The sequence below is a fragment of the Parafrankia elaeagni genome (genome assembly GCF_000374165.1).
Taxonomy (GTDB): Bacteria; Actinomycetota; Actinomycetes; order Frankiales; family Frankiaceae; genus Parafrankia; species Parafrankia elaeagni.
Genome location: NZ_KB893711.1, coordinates 88,191 through 105,779, shown reverse-complemented (window position 1 = coordinate 105,779; position 17,589 = coordinate 88,191). Strand labels below are relative to the sequence as shown.

The following is a 17,589-nucleotide window of genomic DNA, read 5'->3' as shown; positions in this document are numbered from 1 at the left end:
CGCCCCGGACAGGAGCGAAGTCCGCACGTTCCGTGCGGCCGGCGCCTCCTGAGCGTGGTTCCGGCGGTTCTAGGTGTGCAGTTCCTTGAGGGCGATGTCCGGGTCGGCGAACTTCGCCGCGTCGGGAGCGGCGTCGGCGAGCAGCATCCGCCGGCCGGCGACCATGTCCAGCGGCCGGGCGACGGTGACCAGGGCGACCATCCTGCCGTCCGGCGCGAACCAGCCCGCCGACCAGCCCGGAGGCCGCTTGGCACCGGCCGGGGCCACGGCGGTGGGATCGCCGCGCAGCACCAGGGTGCTGTCCGGGCCGGGCAGCCCGGCGAACTGGATCATCCGGCCGAACTGCTGCGACCAGAAGTACGGCACCGGGTTGTACACGCTGTCGGAGTCAACGCCGGCCTCCCCCGGGGCCGGCTCGCCACCGGCGAGGGACCGCAGCAGGGTGGCGACAGCGACCCGGGGGGACTCCTGCGCGCACTCCCAGTGCTCGACGCGCATGCGGCGCTGGTAGCGCCGCGACCACCAGGCCGCGCAGTCCCCGGTCGCGACGACCGTCCCGGGCCGGTAGCCGCCCGCCGCGCCGCCGCCGGTGGCGTCACCCGCGCCGGGGACGGCCGAGAGCCACTCGTCCACGACGACGCCGCGGTCGAGCAGCAGCCCGGAGGACTCCAGCCAGCGGACGTCGGGACGCACCCCGACCCCGACGACGATGATGTCGGCGGGCAGGAACTCGCCGCCCGCGAGCTCCAGACCGTCCGCCCGGATCTCGGCGACGGCGGTGCCGACCCGCAGCTCGATGCCGGCGTGGCCGTACCAGGGCATCGTGTGCCCGCCGATCTCGGGGCCGAGCGCCGCCAGCAGCGGGGTCGCCCCGGCCTCGACGACGGTGACGGCCACGCCGTGCGCCGCCGCGTGCGTGGCCACCTCGGCGCCGATCCAGCCGGCGCCGACGATGGCCAGCCGCGCCCCCGGACGCAGCTCCGCACGCAGCGCGCGGGCGTCGTCGATGGTGCGCAGGACGCGCTGCTCGGGGGCTCCGGGCAGCCGCACCGGCGCCGCGCCGGTCGCGAGCACCAGCCCGTCGAACTCCACCGGGCCGCCGTCCGTCTCCAGCACACCGGGGCGCAGGGCGGTCGCGTGCCGACCGAGCAGAAGCTCGGCGCTGTCCAGGTCGAGCGGCAGCGTCGTGTCGTCCGTCCGGCCCGAGAGCACCGCCTTGGACAGCGGCGGCCGGTCGTAAGGCCGGTGCTTCTCGGCGCCGACCAGCGTGATCGTGCCGGAGAAGCCCTGCTCCCGCAGCTCCACGACTGCTCGCCCACCGGCGAGCCCGCCACCGACGACAACGATGCGGTCCATCAGCCCACCCGATCCATGCGGCCAGAGGCTACTTGGGTTGTCTGTCCACCGTCGCGCGCGAGTAGCCCCGGCCACACTCGCGCGCGGTCGGCCGGCCGCGCGGCGCACCATCGATGGCCGCCGCGGCGGTCAGCCGGCCGCCTCGACCAGTGGGAAGGCGTCCTTCCAGACCGGCTCGTAGCCGGCGGCCACCAGCATCGCGGCGATGTCGGCCGGGGAACGCTCGTCGGAGATGGAGAACTGTTCCTGCGCGGTGCCGGGCCGGCCGTAGCCGCCGGGTTCGGTGGACGAGCCGGCGCTCATGGTCGTCACCGCGATGCGGACCAGCCCGTCCCGCAGGGCGGCCGGTTCCCGGGTGGACAGCGAGATCACCGCGTCCGGTTCGAACAGCCGCAGCGCGGCGTGCGCCTGGACGAACTCGGCGTCGCCCACCACCACGGTCGGCGGGAAGCCGCTGGCGCTCGGCTTGATCCTCGGCAGCGCCACCGAGACCTCCGTCCGCCAGAAGCGGCGTGCGAGGAAGGCGGCGTGCGCGGCCATCGCGAGCACGTCGGCCCGCCAGTCCGGTGCCAGCCCGAGCAGCACGCCGAGGCCGAGGCGGCGCACCCCGGCGCCGGCCGCCGTCTCGAAGGACGCCAGCCGGCGGTCGTAGTCGCGTTTCCAGCCGGCGACGTGGACCTGCGCGTAGCGCTCCCGGTCGTAGGTCTCCTGGTAGTGGATGGCGCCTTCGAGACCGGCGGCGACGAGGCGGGCGTAGGTGTCGTCCGACCAGGTCTGGGTCTCGATGGAGATCGAGGACACGAACGGGCGGAGCCGCTCGACGATCTCGACCAGGTAGTCGGCGGAGACCTCGACGCGATGCTCCCCGGAGACCAGCAGGAGATGCCGGAAACCGCGGTCGACGAGCAGCTGCGCCTCGGCGGCGGCCTCCTGCGCCGTCAGCGTGCGGCGGGCGACCGTCAGCCCCTTGGCGAACCCGCAGTAGGTGCAGGACGACAGGCAGGCGTTCGAGACGTAGAGCGGCGCGAACAGCCGCACCGCCCGCCCGAAGCGCCGCAGCGTCGTGGCCCGCGCGAGCTGGGCGAGCTCCTCGAGCCGGCCGGTGGCCGCCGGCGAGAGCAGCACCGCGAGGTCTTCGAGGCCCAGCCGGCCGCCGGCGTCACCGCGCGCCGTGGCCCCCCGCCCGGCGGCGGCCGCGCGGCGCAGGACCGCGTCCACCTGCTCGGGGCCCGCCTGCGCCGAGGCCAGGGCCAGCCCGGGGATGTCCAGACCCGCCAGCTCGCGTGCGAACAGCCCCGGCGGGCTCGCCATCAGACGGCTCCGCCGGTCGTGGAGCCGAGGAAGCCGGTGAGCGGTGAGGACGCCGAGGCCTCCGTGGCGCCACCGGCCCGCCCGCGGCCGGCCAGCCGGCCGAGCCGGCCGGCGAGGGTCGCCAGGGCGAAGGCCCGGGCCATCGCGACCGGGTCGGCACTGATCGCGATCGCGGTGTTGACCAGGACGGCGTCCGCCCCGATCTCCATCGCCTCGGCCGCGTCCGACGGCGCTCCGAGGCCGGCGTCGACCACCACCGGGACGCCGGCGGTCGCAACGATCGCCTCGATCGCGTCGCGGGTGCGCAGGCCGCGGTTCGAGCCGATCCAGCTGCCCAGCGGCATCACGGTGGCGCAGCCGGCCTCCTCCAGCCGGCGGGCCAGCACCGGGTCGGCCGAGCAGTAGGGCAGCACCGTGAACCCGTCGGCGACCATCAGCTCGGCGGCCCGCAACGTCTCGATCGGGTCCGGGGCGAGCGTGCGGGGGTCGGGCGTGACCTCCAGCTTCACCAGGCCGGTGCCGGTCGCCGCGCGACCCAGCCGGGCCAGCCGCAGGGCCTCGGCCGCGTCCAGCGCGCCGGACGTGTTCGGCAGCAGCGTCATCCCGGCCGGCACGAAGTCGAGGACGTCGCCCTCGCCGGCCCGGGACAGGTCCACCCGGCGCAGCGCGACGGTGACGATGTCGGCCCCCGAGGCGATCAGCGCGTCCCGCATGACCTGGTGGCTGGCGAACTTGCCGGTACCGACCAGAAGCCGGCTCGCGTACGTCGTCCCGGCGACCCGGAACGGGTCCTCACCCACCAGCGCCGCCGCGGCGGCGAGCGCGGAGCCGGTGGCGCCGACGCCACCGACGCCACCGACGGGGCGGGCCGAGGTCGCTGGATCCTCCCCGGTGGCCTCCTGTGGCCGGGCCGGCGTGACCTGCTGTGTCATCAGACGGTTCCTCCCCACGCGCGCATGACCGCGATCGGGTCTGCGGGTCGCCGGCGGCATCGTGGCCGGCCTCTCAGCCCGCGTCCGCGGGCTCCCCGGTACAGGCACAGTCTAGGCGCCCGACGCGCCGGGACCAGTGGCTCCGGCATGTCCGACCCGACCGTGGACGTCCCGTCGACCCGGATCTCCCGGATCTGTGACGAAGATCCCGCCCGTTCGGGTCGAACGTGAGGGATTCCGCGCAGTAAGACCACTGTCCGACAGCTCGAACGGCCGATCGTAAACTGTCCCCGTGGATGCCACGGTGGCCGACCCTGTGATAGGCCGTCTTCTCGACGGTCGGTACACGGCCCAGGAAAGGCTCGCGGTCGGCGGGATGGCGACCGTGTACGTCGCGCACGACAACCGGCTCGACCGGTACGTCGCTCTCAAGATCATGCATCCGAACCTCAGCCATGACCCGGAGTTCGTGGCCCGGTTCCACCGGGAGGCCAACGCGGTCGCCCGGCTGAGCACACCACGCGCCGTCTCCATCCTCGACCAGGGCTCCGACCAGACGCCGACCGGCATTTTGCACTACCTCGTCATGGAGCTGGTCCGCGGCCGGTCGCTGCGCGAGTACCTCGGCAGCCGCGGGCGGCTGTCCGTGCCCGAGGTCGTCGAGATCTTCGAGCCCGTCGCCGAGGCACTCGCCGCGGCGCACGCCGCCGGCATCATCCACCGCGACATCAAGCCGGAGAACATCCTGCTCGGCGACGACGGGCAGGTGAAGGTCGCCGACTTCGGGCTCGCCCGCCCGGTCAGCCAGGCCACCCAGGCCATGACCGGCGGGGTCGTCATGGGCACCGTCGGCTATCTGGCCCCCGAGCAGGTCACCCACGGCACCGCCGGGATGCGCAGCGACGTCTACGCCGCCGGCGTCATGCTCTTCGAGATGCTCACCGGCCACCTGCCGCACACCGGTGAGACGCCGATGTCGGTGGCCTACCAGTCGGTCCACGGCGACGTGCCCGCTCCGTCCACGGTCGTCGCCGGCGTCCCCGCCGAGCTGGACGCGCTGACGCTGCGGGCGACGGCCCGCGACCCCGACCACCGGCCGGCCGACGGTGCGGCGCTGCTCGCCGAGCTGCGCGCGATCCTGCCCTACCTGCCGGCTCCGGACGCCGACGAGGAGTACCACTCCGGTTTCACCGGGCCGCTGGAGGCACCGAGACCGCCGGCGCCGAAGCCGGCCCCGCGGCCCGGGCCGCCGATCGCACCCACCAGCATGATCAACACCGGCGGCGGCCCGGGGCGCCGTCGTCGCCCGCCGGCGGGGGGGCGCTCGGGCCGGCTGCCCGCCGGGCCGGCGATCGTCGCCGGGGTCGTCGTGCTCTGCATCATTCTCGGGGCCCTCGCCCTGAGGGCGGTCGTGGGCAGCGCGGCCCCGGAGGTTCCGCTCCTCATCGGGCTGAGCAGGGAGGACGCCGACAAGGAGCTGCGGGATGCCGGCCTGGTCCCCCGCTACGGCGAGGAGATCGCGACCACGTCCGTCCCCGCGGGCCACATCGCCGCCCAGGATCCGAAGGACGGCGCAGCCATCAGGGACGGCGCCGTCGTGACGCTGCGGCTGAGCTCCGGGCCGCCGAGGACCAACGTCCCCAATCTCGACGGGAAGCCCGCGGACCAGGCCCAGGCCGAGCTGACGGTGGCGAAGCTGTCCGTGAGCGGGCGGACGACCGAGGCCAGCGACACCGTGCCCGCGAACTCGATCATCAGGACCGACCCGGCGGCGGGCACGGAGGTCGACCCGGGCACGCCGGTCTCCCTCGTCGTGAGCTCGGGGCCGTCGTCGGTCGAGGTCCCCCGTGACCTCGTCGGGCTGACCTTCGACGAGGCCAAGGCCCGCCTGGACGCCCTCAACTTCAACCTCACCGTCCAGCAGCAGTCGGTGAGCAGCGACGAGCAGGACCCGGGCCGCGTCGTCCGCACCTCACCGGACCCGGGCCAGCGCGTCGGCTCGGGCAGCACGGTGACCCTGTTCGTGGCCAGGGAGGAAGAGGACGACGACGATGGCGGCGACGGCAGCGGCGTCAGGGTCACGGTGCCCGACGTCGTCGGGAAGTCCTGGCCGGAGGCCGAGCGGATTCTGAACCGCGCCGGGCTGCGGGCCGACGGCTGGTCGCTCTTCGGCGGCACCGTCAGATCGCAGTCTCCCAAGGCCAACAGCAAGGCCGAGCGGGGCAGCACCGTCCGCCTGCAGCTGAGATCCGGGCTGGGCGACTGAGCGGCCCGCCAGCCCGCAGGCCCGCAGGCCCGCCAGCGGGACACGGTCCGCATCACGGGCGGGACCGGCACTGTCAGGTAGAGTCGATCTTCATCGGGCCGGCGAAGGCGGCCCGGCTACGGACGAGCCAGAGCCCGGGGGGGACGGCGTGGCGGCGAGAGGTGAACCGCGGCGGCGCGGCGCGCGGGCTGACCGGGCGGCCGAGCTGCTCGACAGCCGGCGCCCGCCGCGGAGCGAGGCCGAGGCGCAGCTGGCCCGCACCGTCGCCGCGCTGCGGGCGGTGCCGGCGCCGGCGATGGCCCCCGCTGCCCGCGCGCAGGCCCGCGCCCTGCTGCTCGACCCGCAGGCCGCTGCGTCTCCCGCCCCGGGCCTGGGCGCGCCGCCCGCTCACACCGGCTCCGCACCGGCGCCGCGGCGGGTGACCCGTCCGGGCGGGCCGGGCGCCCGGCGGGCGTTGCGCTCCGCCCGACCGGCGCTGATCGGAGCGCTGGCGGCGTCCGTCACCGCTGTCGGCGTCGCGGTGAGCGCCGCGCATGCTCTGCCCGGCGAGCTCCTCTACGGCGTCAAGCGACAGGTCGAGCAGATCCAGGTCAACCTCGCGGCCAACCGGGTCGACCGCGCCAAGGTCCAGCTCGCCGTCGCCCGCACGCGGATGGACGAGCTCGCCGCGGTGGTCGGCCCGACCGTGACCGCCTCCCGCACCCGAACCGAGCACGGGGGTGCCGGAGGCCGGCCGGCCGCGACGGGCTCCGCGGTCGACGCAGGTGAGGCCGACGGCCGCGGCGCCGCCGCCGAGCCGCCCTCGGGCGGGCCCGAGTCCCGCGGTATCCCGCCGGACGGCTCGCCAGAACCGTCAGCGGCCAGCGGCCGGCCCGCTCCGGAGGCCGAGGAGCAGCCCACCACACCGAGGGCGGCGGGCGGGTCGGCTCCCCCGGGCTCGTCGGACCCGCCAGACACGTCGCGTCCAGCCAGCTCACGGCCGGACACCGACAGCCGGCCGCAGGAGATCGGTGGCCGGCAGATCAGCACCGCCACCACACTGCTGCGCGACTGGTGCGAGGATGCCGCCGCCGGCAGCGAGGTGCTGATCGACGAGGTCCGATCGGGCAACGCCGACGCCTGGCGCATCCTGAACGACTTCGCGGCAGACCAGTCGGCCCGTCTGGACGCGCTGCTCGGCGCGTTCCCGGACAGCTCCGCGCCCGAGGTCGCCGAGGCGCGCCGCATCATCCGCGAGGTCGGCTCGGTCCTGACCTACCCGACTCCGGGCGACGGCAGCGCGGCGCCGCACGGCAGCGAGGCCCCGCACGACGGCGGTCGGGCGCCGGTCAGCTCCTCGAGCGATCCGGAACGACCACAGCCCAGCCCGTCCACCGGCGCGGAAGGCACGGGCGGACAGCCCGGTCCCGGCCGCCCCGCCGCCGAGCGCGGGCAGGAACCGGGCGGTGCCCTGCCGATGCTGCCGCGGGTCAGTTCCACGCCGCCCGGCCCGGCCGGTACCCCGCCGGGGGCCCTCGACATGAACCGGGACCTCGAGGTTGATCAGGCCCCGGGCGAGGAGCAGCGCTCGGGTGGGGAGCAGGCATCGTCCAGCAGCCCGGCGACACCTTCGCGGGGGCCGGGTATCCCCGCCTCCCCTGCTGCCACCGGTGACGACCTTCCGGCGATGCCGGACGTGCTCGACTCACTGCGGATCTTCGAGGCACCGGCGGAACCCGGCCCGGCCGCCACGGCCGTGGCGCCAGGCCCCGACGGCGGCGCGGCCGGCGGGAAGCCGCCCGATGGGGCCGCTCTCGCACCCCCGGCCTCGTCAACGCCGGCGACACCGCCAACGCCGTCAGCGCCGTCAGCCAGGGCAACGGCAACGGCAACGGGGGCACCACGGTCGGCGGAACCCGCGGGCGCTGCCGCCGGGACCCCCGCGGCGCCGCCCGACGCCCCGGTACCCGGGGCCGCCACGGCGCCGGCACCCGACGCGCCTCCGGTCAGCTCCACGGGAGCGGCGCCGGCGGCGTCCGCCCAGATCCCCTGACGCCACGGTTCTCTGGCGTCAGGGAACCCTGACGTCAGGGTTCCCTGACGCCACCGGCACCTCGCAGGTGCCGGTGGCTGCTGGCTTCCGTCAGCGGTGGTGGCTGTCCCGGTGGGCGCGGGTCTGCTGGAGCATCTCGGCGACCAGGAAGGCCAGCTCGAGCGCCTGCCCGGTGTTCAGCCGCGGATCGCAGGCGGTCTCGTAACGGCCGCCGAGGTCCGCCTCGCCGATCTGCTCGGCGCCGCCGAGGCACTCGGTGACGTTCTCGCCGGTCAGTTCGATGTGCAGGCCACCGGGATGCGTTCCCAGCCCCTGGTGCACCTGGAAGAACCCGAACACCTCGTCCAGGACGTCGTCGAAGTGCCGCGTCTTGATGCCGCCGACGTCGCGGGTGTTGCCGTGCATCGGGTCGCACGACCAGACCACGGGATGCCCGGCGGCGTTCACCTTGTCGATGATCGCCGGCAGGACGTCCCGCACCCGCTTGGCACCCATGCGCGCGATCAGCGTGAGCCGGCCGGGGATGTGGTCGGGGTTGAGACGTTCGGTGAGCTCCACGACCTCGTCCGGTGTCGCCGACGGGCCGATCTTGCAGCCGATCGGGTTGCCGACCCGGGAGAGGAACTCGACGTGCGCCCCGCCGAGGTCGCGGGTACGCTCGCCGATCCAGATCATGTGCGCGGACAGGTCGTAGACCTCGCCGGTCGACTCCTCGGTGCGCGTCAGGGCCCGCTCGTACTCCATGAGCAGGCCCTCGTGGCTGGTGAACATCTCCACGCCGGTCAGCGCCGCCGTGCGGTCGAGGTCGATGCCACAGGCGGCCATGAACGCCAGTGCGCGCTCGATGTCGACGGCCATCAGCTCGTAGCGGCGGCCGGCGGCCGAGTCGCGCACGAACGCCTTGTTCCACTCGTGGACCTTCGACAGGTCCGCGAAGCCACCGGTGGCGAAGGCACGCACCAGGTTCAGCGCGACCGCGCTCTGGTGGTAGGCCGCCACCATCCGCTTCGGGTCGGGCCGGCGGGCCTGCGGCGTCGCCGCGATGTCGTTGACGGCGTCACCGCGGTACGACGGCAGGCCCGTGGACGCCTCGATGTCGGCCGACCGGGGCTTGGCGTACTGGCCCGCGATCCGCGCGACCTTCACCACCGGGGTGCTCGCGCCGTACGTCAGCGCGACCGCCATCTGCAGGAGGGTCTTGACCTTGTCGCGGATCTTGTCGGCCGTGTTGGCCGCGAAGGTCTCCGCGCAGTCTCCGCCCTGAAGCAGAAAGGCCTCCCCGCGGGCGACCATCGCCAGCCGGTCGGTCAGCGACCGAACCTCGGGCGCGGTCACCAGCGGGGGCAGGCCCGACAGCTCGGCGAACGCCGCCGCCAGTTCCTCCGGGTCGGGCCAGGAGGGCTGCTGCCTGGCCGGCAGGGTCCGCCAGATGTCCAGCTCGTTGCTCACGAGTCACCAGGGTACGACCCCGGCGCCGAGGACTCGCGTGGTTCCGTCAGCCGAAGAAGACTTCGGCCTCCGCGTACAGATGCTCGGGGACCACCTTGAGCTCACCGGTCGCCTCGGCGAGCGGCACCCGTTCGACTCTTGTCCCGTGCAGCGCGACCATCTTCCCGAAGTCGCCGTCGTGCACGGCGTCGACGGCGTGCAGACCGAACCGGGTCGCCAGCCAGCGGTCGAAGGCCGTCGGCGTGCCACCCCGCTGGACGTGCCCGAGGACCGTCGCCCGGGTCTCCCGCCCGGTCCGCCCCCGGATCTCGGTCTCGAGCAGCGCGCCGATCCCCTGCAGCCGCTGGTGGCCGAAGGCGTCCAGCTCGCCCTCCCTGACCACCGTCGTCCCGGCGATCGGGGTGGCGCCCTCGGCGACGACGATGATCGGCGCGTACCGGGTGGCGAAGCGCTGTTCGACGAAGGCACAGACCTTGTCGATGTCGAACGGCTTCTCCGGGATCAGGATGACGTTGGCGCCGGCCGCCATGCCGCTGTGCAGCGCGATCCAGCCGGCGTGGCGACCCATCACCTCCACCACGAGCACGCGGTGGTGGCTCTCCGCCGTCGTGTGCAGCCGGTCGATCGCCTCGGTGGCGATGTTCACCGCGGTGTCGAAGCCGAACGTGTAGTCGGTGGCGGACAGGTCGTTGTCGATCGTCTTCGGCACCCCCACGACCGGAATGCCCTCGGCGTGCAGGCGAGCCGCCGCGCCGAGCGTGTCCTCGCCGCCGATGGCGATCAGCGCGTCGACGCCGGTGCGTTCCAGGGTCTCGCGCACTCGGGCCGGCCCGTCCGCGGCGGCGTACGGGTTCGTCCGGCTGGAGCCGAGGATGGTGCCGCCGCGCGGCAGGATTCCGCGCACCGCGGCGACGTCCAGTGGGACGGTGTCGTTCTCCAGCGGGCCGCGCCAGCCGTCCCGGAAGCCGACGAAACTGTGGCCGTAGACGCCCACCCCCTTGCGGACGACGCCGCGGATCACCGCGTTCAGGCCGGGACAGTCACCACCGCCGGTCAGCACACCGATCTTCACGCCCAGGGCCCTCTCTTCTGTGAGTCGCCCCCGATCTCTCGCGTTTCCGGCGGAAGCGTAGCCCGCAGAAGACTCCACTCCGAGACCATTCGCACACGCGGCGTGGTCGATCGGTCGACGGGCAGCCCAGGGAGGCTGGTCAGGCAGGCTGCGTGCCGGCCATGACCCGCGCCCGCAGCGGGACGAGGATCTCCCAGCGGGCCAGGTTGTGCCGAGCGTCGGCGAGGGCGTCGTGCGCGTCGGGCGGGGGCGGCGGCAGCGCCGGACTGCCGACGTCCTCCCAGAGCTGGCGCAGGTCATGCGTGAAGCGCGGCATCCGCCGCGGCAGCGCCGGCATCTTCCCGAACAGCTGGCAGAGAGCAACGTGGTCGTAGGCGGCGTACCAGGCCCACAGCTCCGGCGCGCCGTCCGTGATCAGGAAGCGGGCCACCTCGTCGCGGATCCGCTCCCGCGACATCCAGACCGGGCTTGACGGCGAAGGCAGCCGGTCCAGGACGTTGCGGCGCACCCAGGGCACCGCGTAGGACGGATCGAACTCCGTGGAGACCGCGTAGAACTCGCGCGCGCCGTCCTCACTGACGATGCCGATGCTCACCAGGTCCAGCCAGTGATGGCCGGCCTCGTCGCGCTCGATGAACTCGGTGTCGTAGAAGAAGCGGGCGCTCACGGGGTCCAGTGTGCTCCGCCGCTCCGGCAGCCCGGCCGGGGCCACCCTCTTCCGGGCCGGCCTGCCGGCTTCCGGGCCGACCAGCGGTCTTCCAGGGCGCCGCGCACTGCCGACGGACGTCCGCGGCGGTGCTCAGCGGCGGCGCTCAGCGACGGCGCAGGCGCACGAGGACGGGGCCGAGCACCGCTGCCGCCAGCGCGGCGCCCAGCAGTGGAAGGACCACCAGCAGCAACGGCGGGTCGGTGTCCGCTCCCGCCGCCTCCGGCGCCGCGGCCGGGGTGCCGGCACCGGGAGAACCCGCCGCACCTGTCCCACCCGCAGCGCCCGCCGCGCCATCCCCGCCGGTCGGCCCGGTCGGCCCAGTCGGCCCGGTCGTGCAGTTGACGGCACCGGCCCTCGGCGGGGCCACCGGGGCGGTGCCCTGGGCCGGCACGATCTCGACCCGCACCTCTGCCACGCCCGCCGCGGCGACCACACAGAGCACACCCGCGCCGGGCTCCGAGGTGACCTGGCCACCGGTCACCCGAGCCTGGTAGCCCACCGAGTAGTTCCAGCCCGGCACGATGACCGCGGTCGGCGTGCCAGGCGGCAGAGTGCCGCCACCGGCCCGCACCGGCCGGTAGACCAGACGGAACACCCCGGCCCCGTCGCTGCCGTACGACGTGGGCACTCCGGCCACCGCGGCCGGGTAGGGCCGGACGATCTCCGCCGGCGGCGTCGCCACGGCCCGGACCTCGCCGGGCCCGATGCCGGTCGCCAGGCGGCCGTCGGCATCCGGGGCGTCGTAGAACCAGCCGAGGCTGAACGCGTCGCCGGCGGCGGCCAGCTGGGCGGCCCGCGCCGGGGTGCCGTCCGCCCAGGCGGTGATGTAGCCGGCGCCGCCGTTCGCGGCGACCTGCGCGGCCGGGTCGAACGGCGCCTGCTGCCCGACCCACAGGGTGCGGTGCGGGTCGACGGCCCGCAGGGCGGCGGCGAGATCCCCCGCGGCGGGTGTCGGCGGCACCTCGAACCCGATCAGACCACCGGTGACCCGGAACCTTTCCGCCGCACGCCGCAGCCCGGCGGTCAGGTCGGACGTCGACGGCTGGTAGCCCCGGGCGCCGGGCACGATGCTCAGCACGACCGTGAGGCCGTGGTCGGTCAGGTCGGCCACCAGCGCGCCCGCCTGTTCGAGCCCGCCCTGCTCGAGGTCGCCCGCCGGCGGCTGCGCACCGGTGGGCGGGAAGCCGCCGCCGGAGGTCATCGGCAGCTCCAGCCGGGCGGCGGTGAAGCCGTAGTCGAGCCAGCGCCGCAACTCCTCGGCGGTGGGCACGGTCCCGGCCGGCACCGTGACACCCCGGGGCAGCACGACCCGCCCGGCGGCGTCCGTCAGAAAGTTCGCTGTTCTCGACACCGTTCCCGGCGGGGCCTCGGCGGCCGGCACGGACCCCGCACCGACGCGCCCGGCCTGCCCGACCCCCTCGCCGGAAGCGACCAGAAGACCCGCCAGCAGGCCCACCAGCAGCGTCGCCGGCCACCTCTTCGGGCGCCCGGCCCAGCGGCCGGATCCGATTCGCGAACCACCAGTCAAGCCGCGCACCGTGCAATAGTGCCGTGCTTCCCCCGAACGGGTCAGACCGCCCTGGGTCAGACGATCGGGCCCGGCTCCGGCAGCTCCGGCCCGGCCCACCACGCGGGACCAACCTTGCTGGTCATGGCCTCACGGCCGGGTGACGGGCGCCGGCTCGGGATCGGTCGGCTCCGCGGGGAGCGGCTGCTCCGCTCCCGGACGGGACTCGGCGGCTCCCGGCGGGGACTCCGCTCGGGAAGGCGCTTCGGCGCGGCTCGGGGCATCCGGACGGACCGGTGAGCCCGGCCGGGCCGGCGGCTCGGCCCGGCCCGGGGACTCCGCCGCGGCCTGTGCCTCGCGGGCGGCGGCGAGATCCTCCTTGCGCCGCTGCGCGTACATGTCGACGTACTCCTGGCCGGACAGCGACATCAGCTCGTACATGATCTCGTCCGTCATCGACCGCAGCACGAAGCGGTCGTCGGCCATCCCGGCGTAGCGGCTGAAGTCCAGTGGGCGCCCGATCCGGATCCCGACCCGGCGGATGCGCGGGACGTGCCGGCCGAGCGGCTGCACCTCGAACGTACCGATCATGGCTACGGGGATGACGGGCACCCCGGCCTCCAACGCCATCCGGGCAACGCCGATCTTGCCGCGGTAGAGGCGCCCGTCCGGCGAGCGGGTGCCCTCCGGGTAGATGCCGAGAAGCTCGCCGGAGTCGAGCACCCGGACACCGGTGCGCAGCGCCCCCTCGCTGGCACGGCCACCACTGCGGTCGATCGGGACCTGGCCGACCCCCTTGAAGAACTTGCGCTTGCTCCAGCCCTTCAGCCCGACCCCGGTGAAGTAGTCGCTCTTCGCGAGGAAGGTGATGCGCCGCGGCACGACCAGCGGCAGGAAGAAGGAGTCCAGGAAACTCAGGTGGTTGCTCGCCAGGATCGCCGGCCCGCGGGTGGGGACGTGGTCGAGACCCTCGACCCACGGCCGCCAGAACACCCGTAGCACCGGTGTCAGGATGGCCTTGACGACCCAGTACAACACGCAAGCTCCCAGCTTCGTCGCACCGCCGCCCAGGGACGGCATTCCCGAACGCCCGCGCCCGAACCCACCCGTGCCCGCACATCGAGGAACGGGCGCGGCCGGGATGCCCGCGGTGACCATATGGACCCCTCACGACATCGTCCACCACACGGCGCCGACGTCGGAGTGTCATTGTCCGTGGCCGGCACGGCCGAGTGCGCCCGGGTCCGCCCGGCACCGCACGAACACCGCCCGGCACCGCACGAACACCGCACGACTGCCGCACGAACACCGCACGACTGCCGCACCGGACGGACACGGTAGGAACACACCGGAAGATCGACTGGTTCGTCCGGGATGATGGAAAAGCGCATGACCATGGCCAGTCGGCCCCCGGCGTGCGAGCATGCGAAGGTCGGTGTCGGTTCCCTCACGACGAGGGGCGCACCGGGCCACCCCTGACGAACCCCGCGGGAGCCGGCCGGCAGCCGCCTCGGCAGCACCGAGGGCGCGCGAGCCGGCCGGCCGGTCGGCTCGCGGGCGATCGGTGGCACGGCGCCCGCCGTCCACCGGAGCACCCGATCGGTGGCCGCGGCGGGTGCGTTACGGGCGCTCGAGGCGAAGGGAGCGGATGACCATGGCGGGAGTCCCGGTGGCGGCTGTCCTGCCCGGCGCCGAGCCCTTCGACCTGCCCGGCGGGGGTGACGGCAGCACCGGCGTCCTGCTCGTGCACGGCTTCACCGGCTCGCCGCAGAGCATGCGGCCCTGGGGTGATCACCTCGCCGCCGCGGGCCTGCGGGTCCGCTGCCCGCTGCTGCCGGGCCACGGCACCCGCTGGCAGGACCTGGCCCGCACCACCTGGCACGACTGGTACGGCGCCGCCGACGCGGCCTTCGGCGAGCTGAGCCGCTCGTGCGAGCGGGTCTTCGTGATGGGCCTGTCGATGGGCGGCACGCTGACGCTGCGCCTCGCCGAGGTGCACGGGTCGCGGGTCGCCGGGGCCGTGACCGTCAACGCGAGTCTCGGGACCGACCGGCGGGCGGCTGTCCTGGCCCCGCTGCTGTCGCGGGTGCTGCCGACGGTCCCCGGGGTGACGAACGACATCCGCGCCCCCGGAGTCCGCGAGGTGGGCTACTCCCGGGTCCCGACCCGGGCCTTCGCGTCACTGCGAGGGCTGTGGGCCGTCACCCGTGCGGATCTCGGGCGGGTCGTCTGCCCCGTCGTGGCCTATCGCAGCACCACCGACCACGTGGTGGAGCCCACATCCGGGCGCCTGCTGCTGGCAGGGTTGACCGCCGCGCCCGTCGAGGAGCGGCTGCTCCACGACAGCTACCACGTCGCGACACTGGACAACGAAAAGGAAACGATCTTCAAGGGCAGCGTGGATTTCGTCACGGCCCGGTCCCGGCCGGACGAGTCCCATCCCCACGTGCCGGAGTCGGGTGACCATGACTGAGAGCTCCGCTGGATTCGGCTCCCCCGGCGCGGACCCTGACCGGATCCCCGACGAGCCCACGCCGCCCGCCGCCGGCCAGGGCAAGGCAGGTCGGGACGCGCTCACCGCGGGCACCGCCGGCCACGCCACCGGCGACAGCGGCACGGCGGCCGAGACCGACCCGGGTACCGGCGGTACCGGCGGCGCCGGTGGGGCTGCCGGTACAGGCGGTACCGGCGGCGCCGGTGGTGAGGTCGGCGAGGAGTTCGCGCAGGCCCCGGCCGAGCAGTCCCCGGAGCCCGGGCCTGCCGGCGGAGCCGACCACGGGGGTGGCCGGGGCACCGCCAAGGACCCCTCCCCCGCGAGCGTGCGGCAACCCCGGTCACCGGCCGCGGACGAGGCCGCCTTCCTGGACCTCGTCGCCCGCTTCGGCCAGGATCCGGTGCCCGGCGAGCGGCGCTGGCCGGCAGCCGAGGACATCGACGGGCCGCGACGCCCGTCGGTCATCATCATCCGGCCGGGCGGGCGGCAGCCTGACGGGATGCCTCCGGACGGCAGGCACCTCGTCGACGACGATCCTGCCGAGCGCACCATGCCGCCCGCGCCCACCAGCGGCGCCGGGCCGAGCGACCTGACCCCGGCCGGTGGGGCCGGCACTGCCGCCACGGGCGGCGACACCGAGGGCGGCGGCCCCGCCGACGGGTCCACCGCCGACGGGTCCACCGGCGACGGATCCGCCCGCGACCGGGTCGGTCGCGGCAGTGACCGGAGCGAGATCGACCGGCTCGACGACGCCGTGCGGGCCGCGTTCTGGTCGGGAGCGGGCAGCGGCGCGTCGTCACCCACGGCGAAGGCCTCCGAAGACGACGAGGACGACCACTACGTCCCGCCGCCGGCACCGCCGGTCCCGAAGATGCGGCCGGTCACCCGCTGGGCCCTCGGTTCCATCGCGCTGGGGGTGGCCATCCTGGTCGTCCCGTCGCTGATCGGGCTGGGCCAGGCGCGTTCCCGCGACGTCGCGGGGGTGCTGCTCCTCCTCGGCGGCGTGGGAACACTGGTCGTGCGGATGGGCGACCGGCTTCCGACCGACTTCGACGGACCGGACGACGGCGCGGTCGTCTGACCACAACCGGTGGACCGGGCGGGCCGCGGGCTCCGCCCGGGCCGTCGGCATCGCCGAACCAGCGCGGGCTGCCGCGGTGGCGCGGGCACGACGACCGGCGAGATGGCAGGCAGGAAGAAGGGCGGCTCCGTGCATTTCCACGAGCAGGTCGAGGTGCACGGGCACCTCATGGACACCGGCGTGCTGGCGCGGGTGCTGGACGACGTCCTGGCCTACGGCGGTGACTACAAGGTCGACAAGATCGACCTCGGGCGGCACCACGACGACGAGTCCCACGCCGTCATCACCGTCGGCGCGGACACCGTGTCGACGCTGGCGCGGATCCTCATGCGCATCCAGGTCCACGGGGTCAACAAGCTGGTGACCGGCACGGCCGTGACGCGGCCCGCCGACGCGGACGGCGTGTTCCCCGAGGACTTCTACTCGACCACGAACCTGGAGACCGTCGTCCACCTCGACGGCCAGTGGGTGCCTGTCGAGCACCCGGAGATGGACTGCGGGCTCGTCGTCTCCGACGGCCGGGTGCGCACCGTCCCGGTGGCCGACGTCCGTACCGGCGACATGATCGTCTGTGGTGTCGACGGCGTCAAGGTCGTGCTGCCCGTCTCGGACCACTCGTCCCGGCTGCACGGCGAGTTCGCCTCGATGTCGTTCAGCTCCAGCGCGGCCCGACCGCAGGCGGTACTCGTCCGCACGGTCGCCCGCCAGATCCGGGAGGTCAAGGCCGAGGGCTCCCAGGTCCTGTGGGTGGCCGGGCGCGCCGTGGTCAGCACCGGCGCCTCCCGGGCACTGACCGCGCTGGTCGAGGCCGGCTACGTGGACGTCCTGTTCGCCGGGAACGCCCTCGCCACCCTCGACCTCGAACGCGCCCTGTTCGGCAGCTCGTTCGGTCTGGGCAGCCCGCACAGCAGGCGGGTGCAGCGCGGCAACGAACAGCACATCCGCACCGTCAACACGATCCGGCGCGCCGGGTCGATCCGGGCCGCCGTCGAGTCCGGGCTGGTGTCCCAGGGCATCATGCACGCGATGGTGAAGGCCGGGAAGTCGTACGTGCTCGTCGGCTCGGTCCGTGACGACGGGCCGCTGCCCGACGTCCACACCGACGTCGTGGCCGGCCAGCGGGCGATGCGGGCGGCGCTGCGCGGCATCGGCTTCACCGTCATGGTCGCCACCACCCTGCACTCGGTCGCGACCGGCAACATCCTGCCCGCGTCGGTGCCGGTGGCCTGCGTCGACATGAACCCGTCGACGGTGGCCGGGCTGACCGACCGCACCTCGGCGCAGGCGCTCGGTGTGGTGGCCGACGCGGGCCTGTTCCTCGAGCAGCTCGCCGCCGAGCTGGTCCCCGACTACCACGCCTGACGCCCCTGTCCGGGCTGC

At 74.6% G+C, this 17,589-nt stretch carries 13 protein-coding genes; 5 read left to right on the top strand and 8 right to left on the bottom strand.

Annotated elements, in window-relative coordinates:
* Positions 1-69 precede the first annotated feature (69 nt).
* From B207_RS0107265 to B207_RS0107255, 3 genes are all read right to left on the bottom strand, one after another.
* Positions 70-1,356, bottom strand: coding sequence for an NAD(P)/FAD-dependent oxidoreductase (locus tag B207_RS0107265; RefSeq protein WP_018635860.1), 1,287 nt, complete (start codon positions 1,354-1,356; stop codon positions 70-72).
* Between the two features lie 129 nt (positions 1,357-1,485).
* On the bottom strand, positions 1,486-2,667 hold the full coding sequence (thiH, locus tag B207_RS0107260; RefSeq protein WP_018635859.1) for a 2-iminoacetate synthase ThiH: 1,182 nt from the start codon (positions 2,665-2,667) through the stop codon (positions 1,486-1,488).
* Positions 2,667-3,599, bottom strand: coding sequence for a thiazole synthase (locus B207_RS0107255; RefSeq protein ID WP_018635858.1), 933 nt, complete (start codon positions 3,597-3,599; stop codon positions 2,667-2,669). The genes thiH and B207_RS0107255 overlap by 1 nt, the downstream gene beginning before the upstream one ends.
* Positions 3,600-3,903: 304 nt before the next feature.
* On the opposite strand from B207_RS0107255, the gene pknB reads away from it, so the two are divergent.
* Both pknB and B207_RS0107245 read left to right on the top strand, forming a co-directional pair.
* The gene (gene pknB / locus B207_RS0107250; protein WP_018635857.1) at positions 3,904-5,865 is read left to right on the top strand and encodes a Stk1 family PASTA domain-containing Ser/Thr kinase; all 1,962 of its coding nucleotides are present in this window, start codon (positions 3,904-3,906) and stop codon (positions 5,863-5,865) included.
* A gap of 148 nt (positions 5,866-6,013) precedes the next feature.
* The gene (locus tag B207_RS0107245; protein WP_026310781.1) at positions 6,014-7,897 is read left to right on the top strand and encodes a DUF5667 domain-containing protein; all 1,884 of its coding nucleotides are present in this window, start codon (positions 6,014-6,016) and stop codon (positions 7,895-7,897) included.
* A gap of 90 nt (positions 7,898-7,987) precedes the next feature.
* On the opposite strand, the gene B207_RS0107240 is transcribed toward B207_RS0107245, so the two are convergent.
* The 5 genes from B207_RS0107240 to B207_RS32965 form a co-directional block, all read right to left on the bottom strand.
* Entirely contained in the window at positions 7,988-9,346 is a 1,359-nt protein-coding gene (locus B207_RS0107240; RefSeq protein WP_018635856.1) for a class II 3-deoxy-7-phosphoheptulonate synthase, read from the bottom strand.
* 46 nt (positions 9,347-9,392) lie between these two features.
* Positions 9,393-10,418 carry a 6-phosphofructokinase gene (locus B207_RS0107235; protein WP_018635855.1) on the bottom strand — a complete coding sequence of 342 codons (1,026 nt, stop codon included), beginning with the start codon at positions 10,416-10,418 and terminating at the stop codon, positions 9,393-9,395.
* A gap of 139 nt (positions 10,419-10,557) precedes the next feature.
* Positions 10,558-11,085 carry a polyadenylate-specific 3'-exoribonuclease AS gene (locus tag B207_RS0107230; RefSeq protein WP_154675193.1) on the bottom strand — a complete coding sequence of 176 codons (528 nt, stop codon included), beginning with the start codon at positions 11,083-11,085 and terminating at the stop codon, positions 10,558-10,560.
* A gap of 145 nt (positions 11,086-11,230) precedes the next feature.
* Complete coding sequence (locus B207_RS0107225) at positions 11,231-12,664, bottom strand: glycoside hydrolase family 5 protein (protein WP_084692034.1); 1,434 nt, start codon at positions 12,662-12,664, stop codon at positions 11,231-11,233.
* A 120-nt stretch (positions 12,665-12,784) separates the two neighbouring features.
* Positions 12,785-13,672, bottom strand: a complete 888-nt coding sequence (locus B207_RS32965; RefSeq protein WP_084692033.1) for a lysophospholipid acyltransferase family protein — start codon at positions 13,670-13,672, stop codon at positions 12,785-12,787.
* A 616-nt stretch (positions 13,673-14,288) separates the two neighbouring features.
* On the opposite strand from B207_RS32965, the gene B207_RS0107215 reads away from it, so the two are divergent.
* From B207_RS0107215 to B207_RS0107205, 3 genes are all read left to right on the top strand, one after another.
* Positions 14,289-15,107 carry an alpha/beta hydrolase gene (locus B207_RS0107215; protein WP_018635852.1) on the top strand — a complete coding sequence of 273 codons (819 nt, stop codon included), beginning with the start codon at positions 14,289-14,291 and terminating at the stop codon, positions 15,105-15,107.
* Positions 15,100-16,209 carry a hypothetical protein gene (locus tag B207_RS36730; protein ID WP_051102454.1) on the top strand — a complete coding sequence of 370 codons (1,110 nt, stop codon included), beginning with the start codon at positions 15,100-15,102 and terminating at the stop codon, positions 16,207-16,209. The genes B207_RS0107215 and B207_RS36730 overlap by 8 nt, the downstream gene beginning before the upstream one ends.
* A 129-nt stretch (positions 16,210-16,338) precedes the next feature.
* Positions 16,339-17,571 (top strand): ornithine cyclodeaminase family domain, encoded by a 1,233-nt coding sequence (locus B207_RS0107205; RefSeq protein WP_026310779.1) that lies wholly within the window; start codon positions 16,339-16,341, stop codon positions 17,569-17,571.
* Positions 17,572-17,589 lie beyond the last annotated feature (18 nt).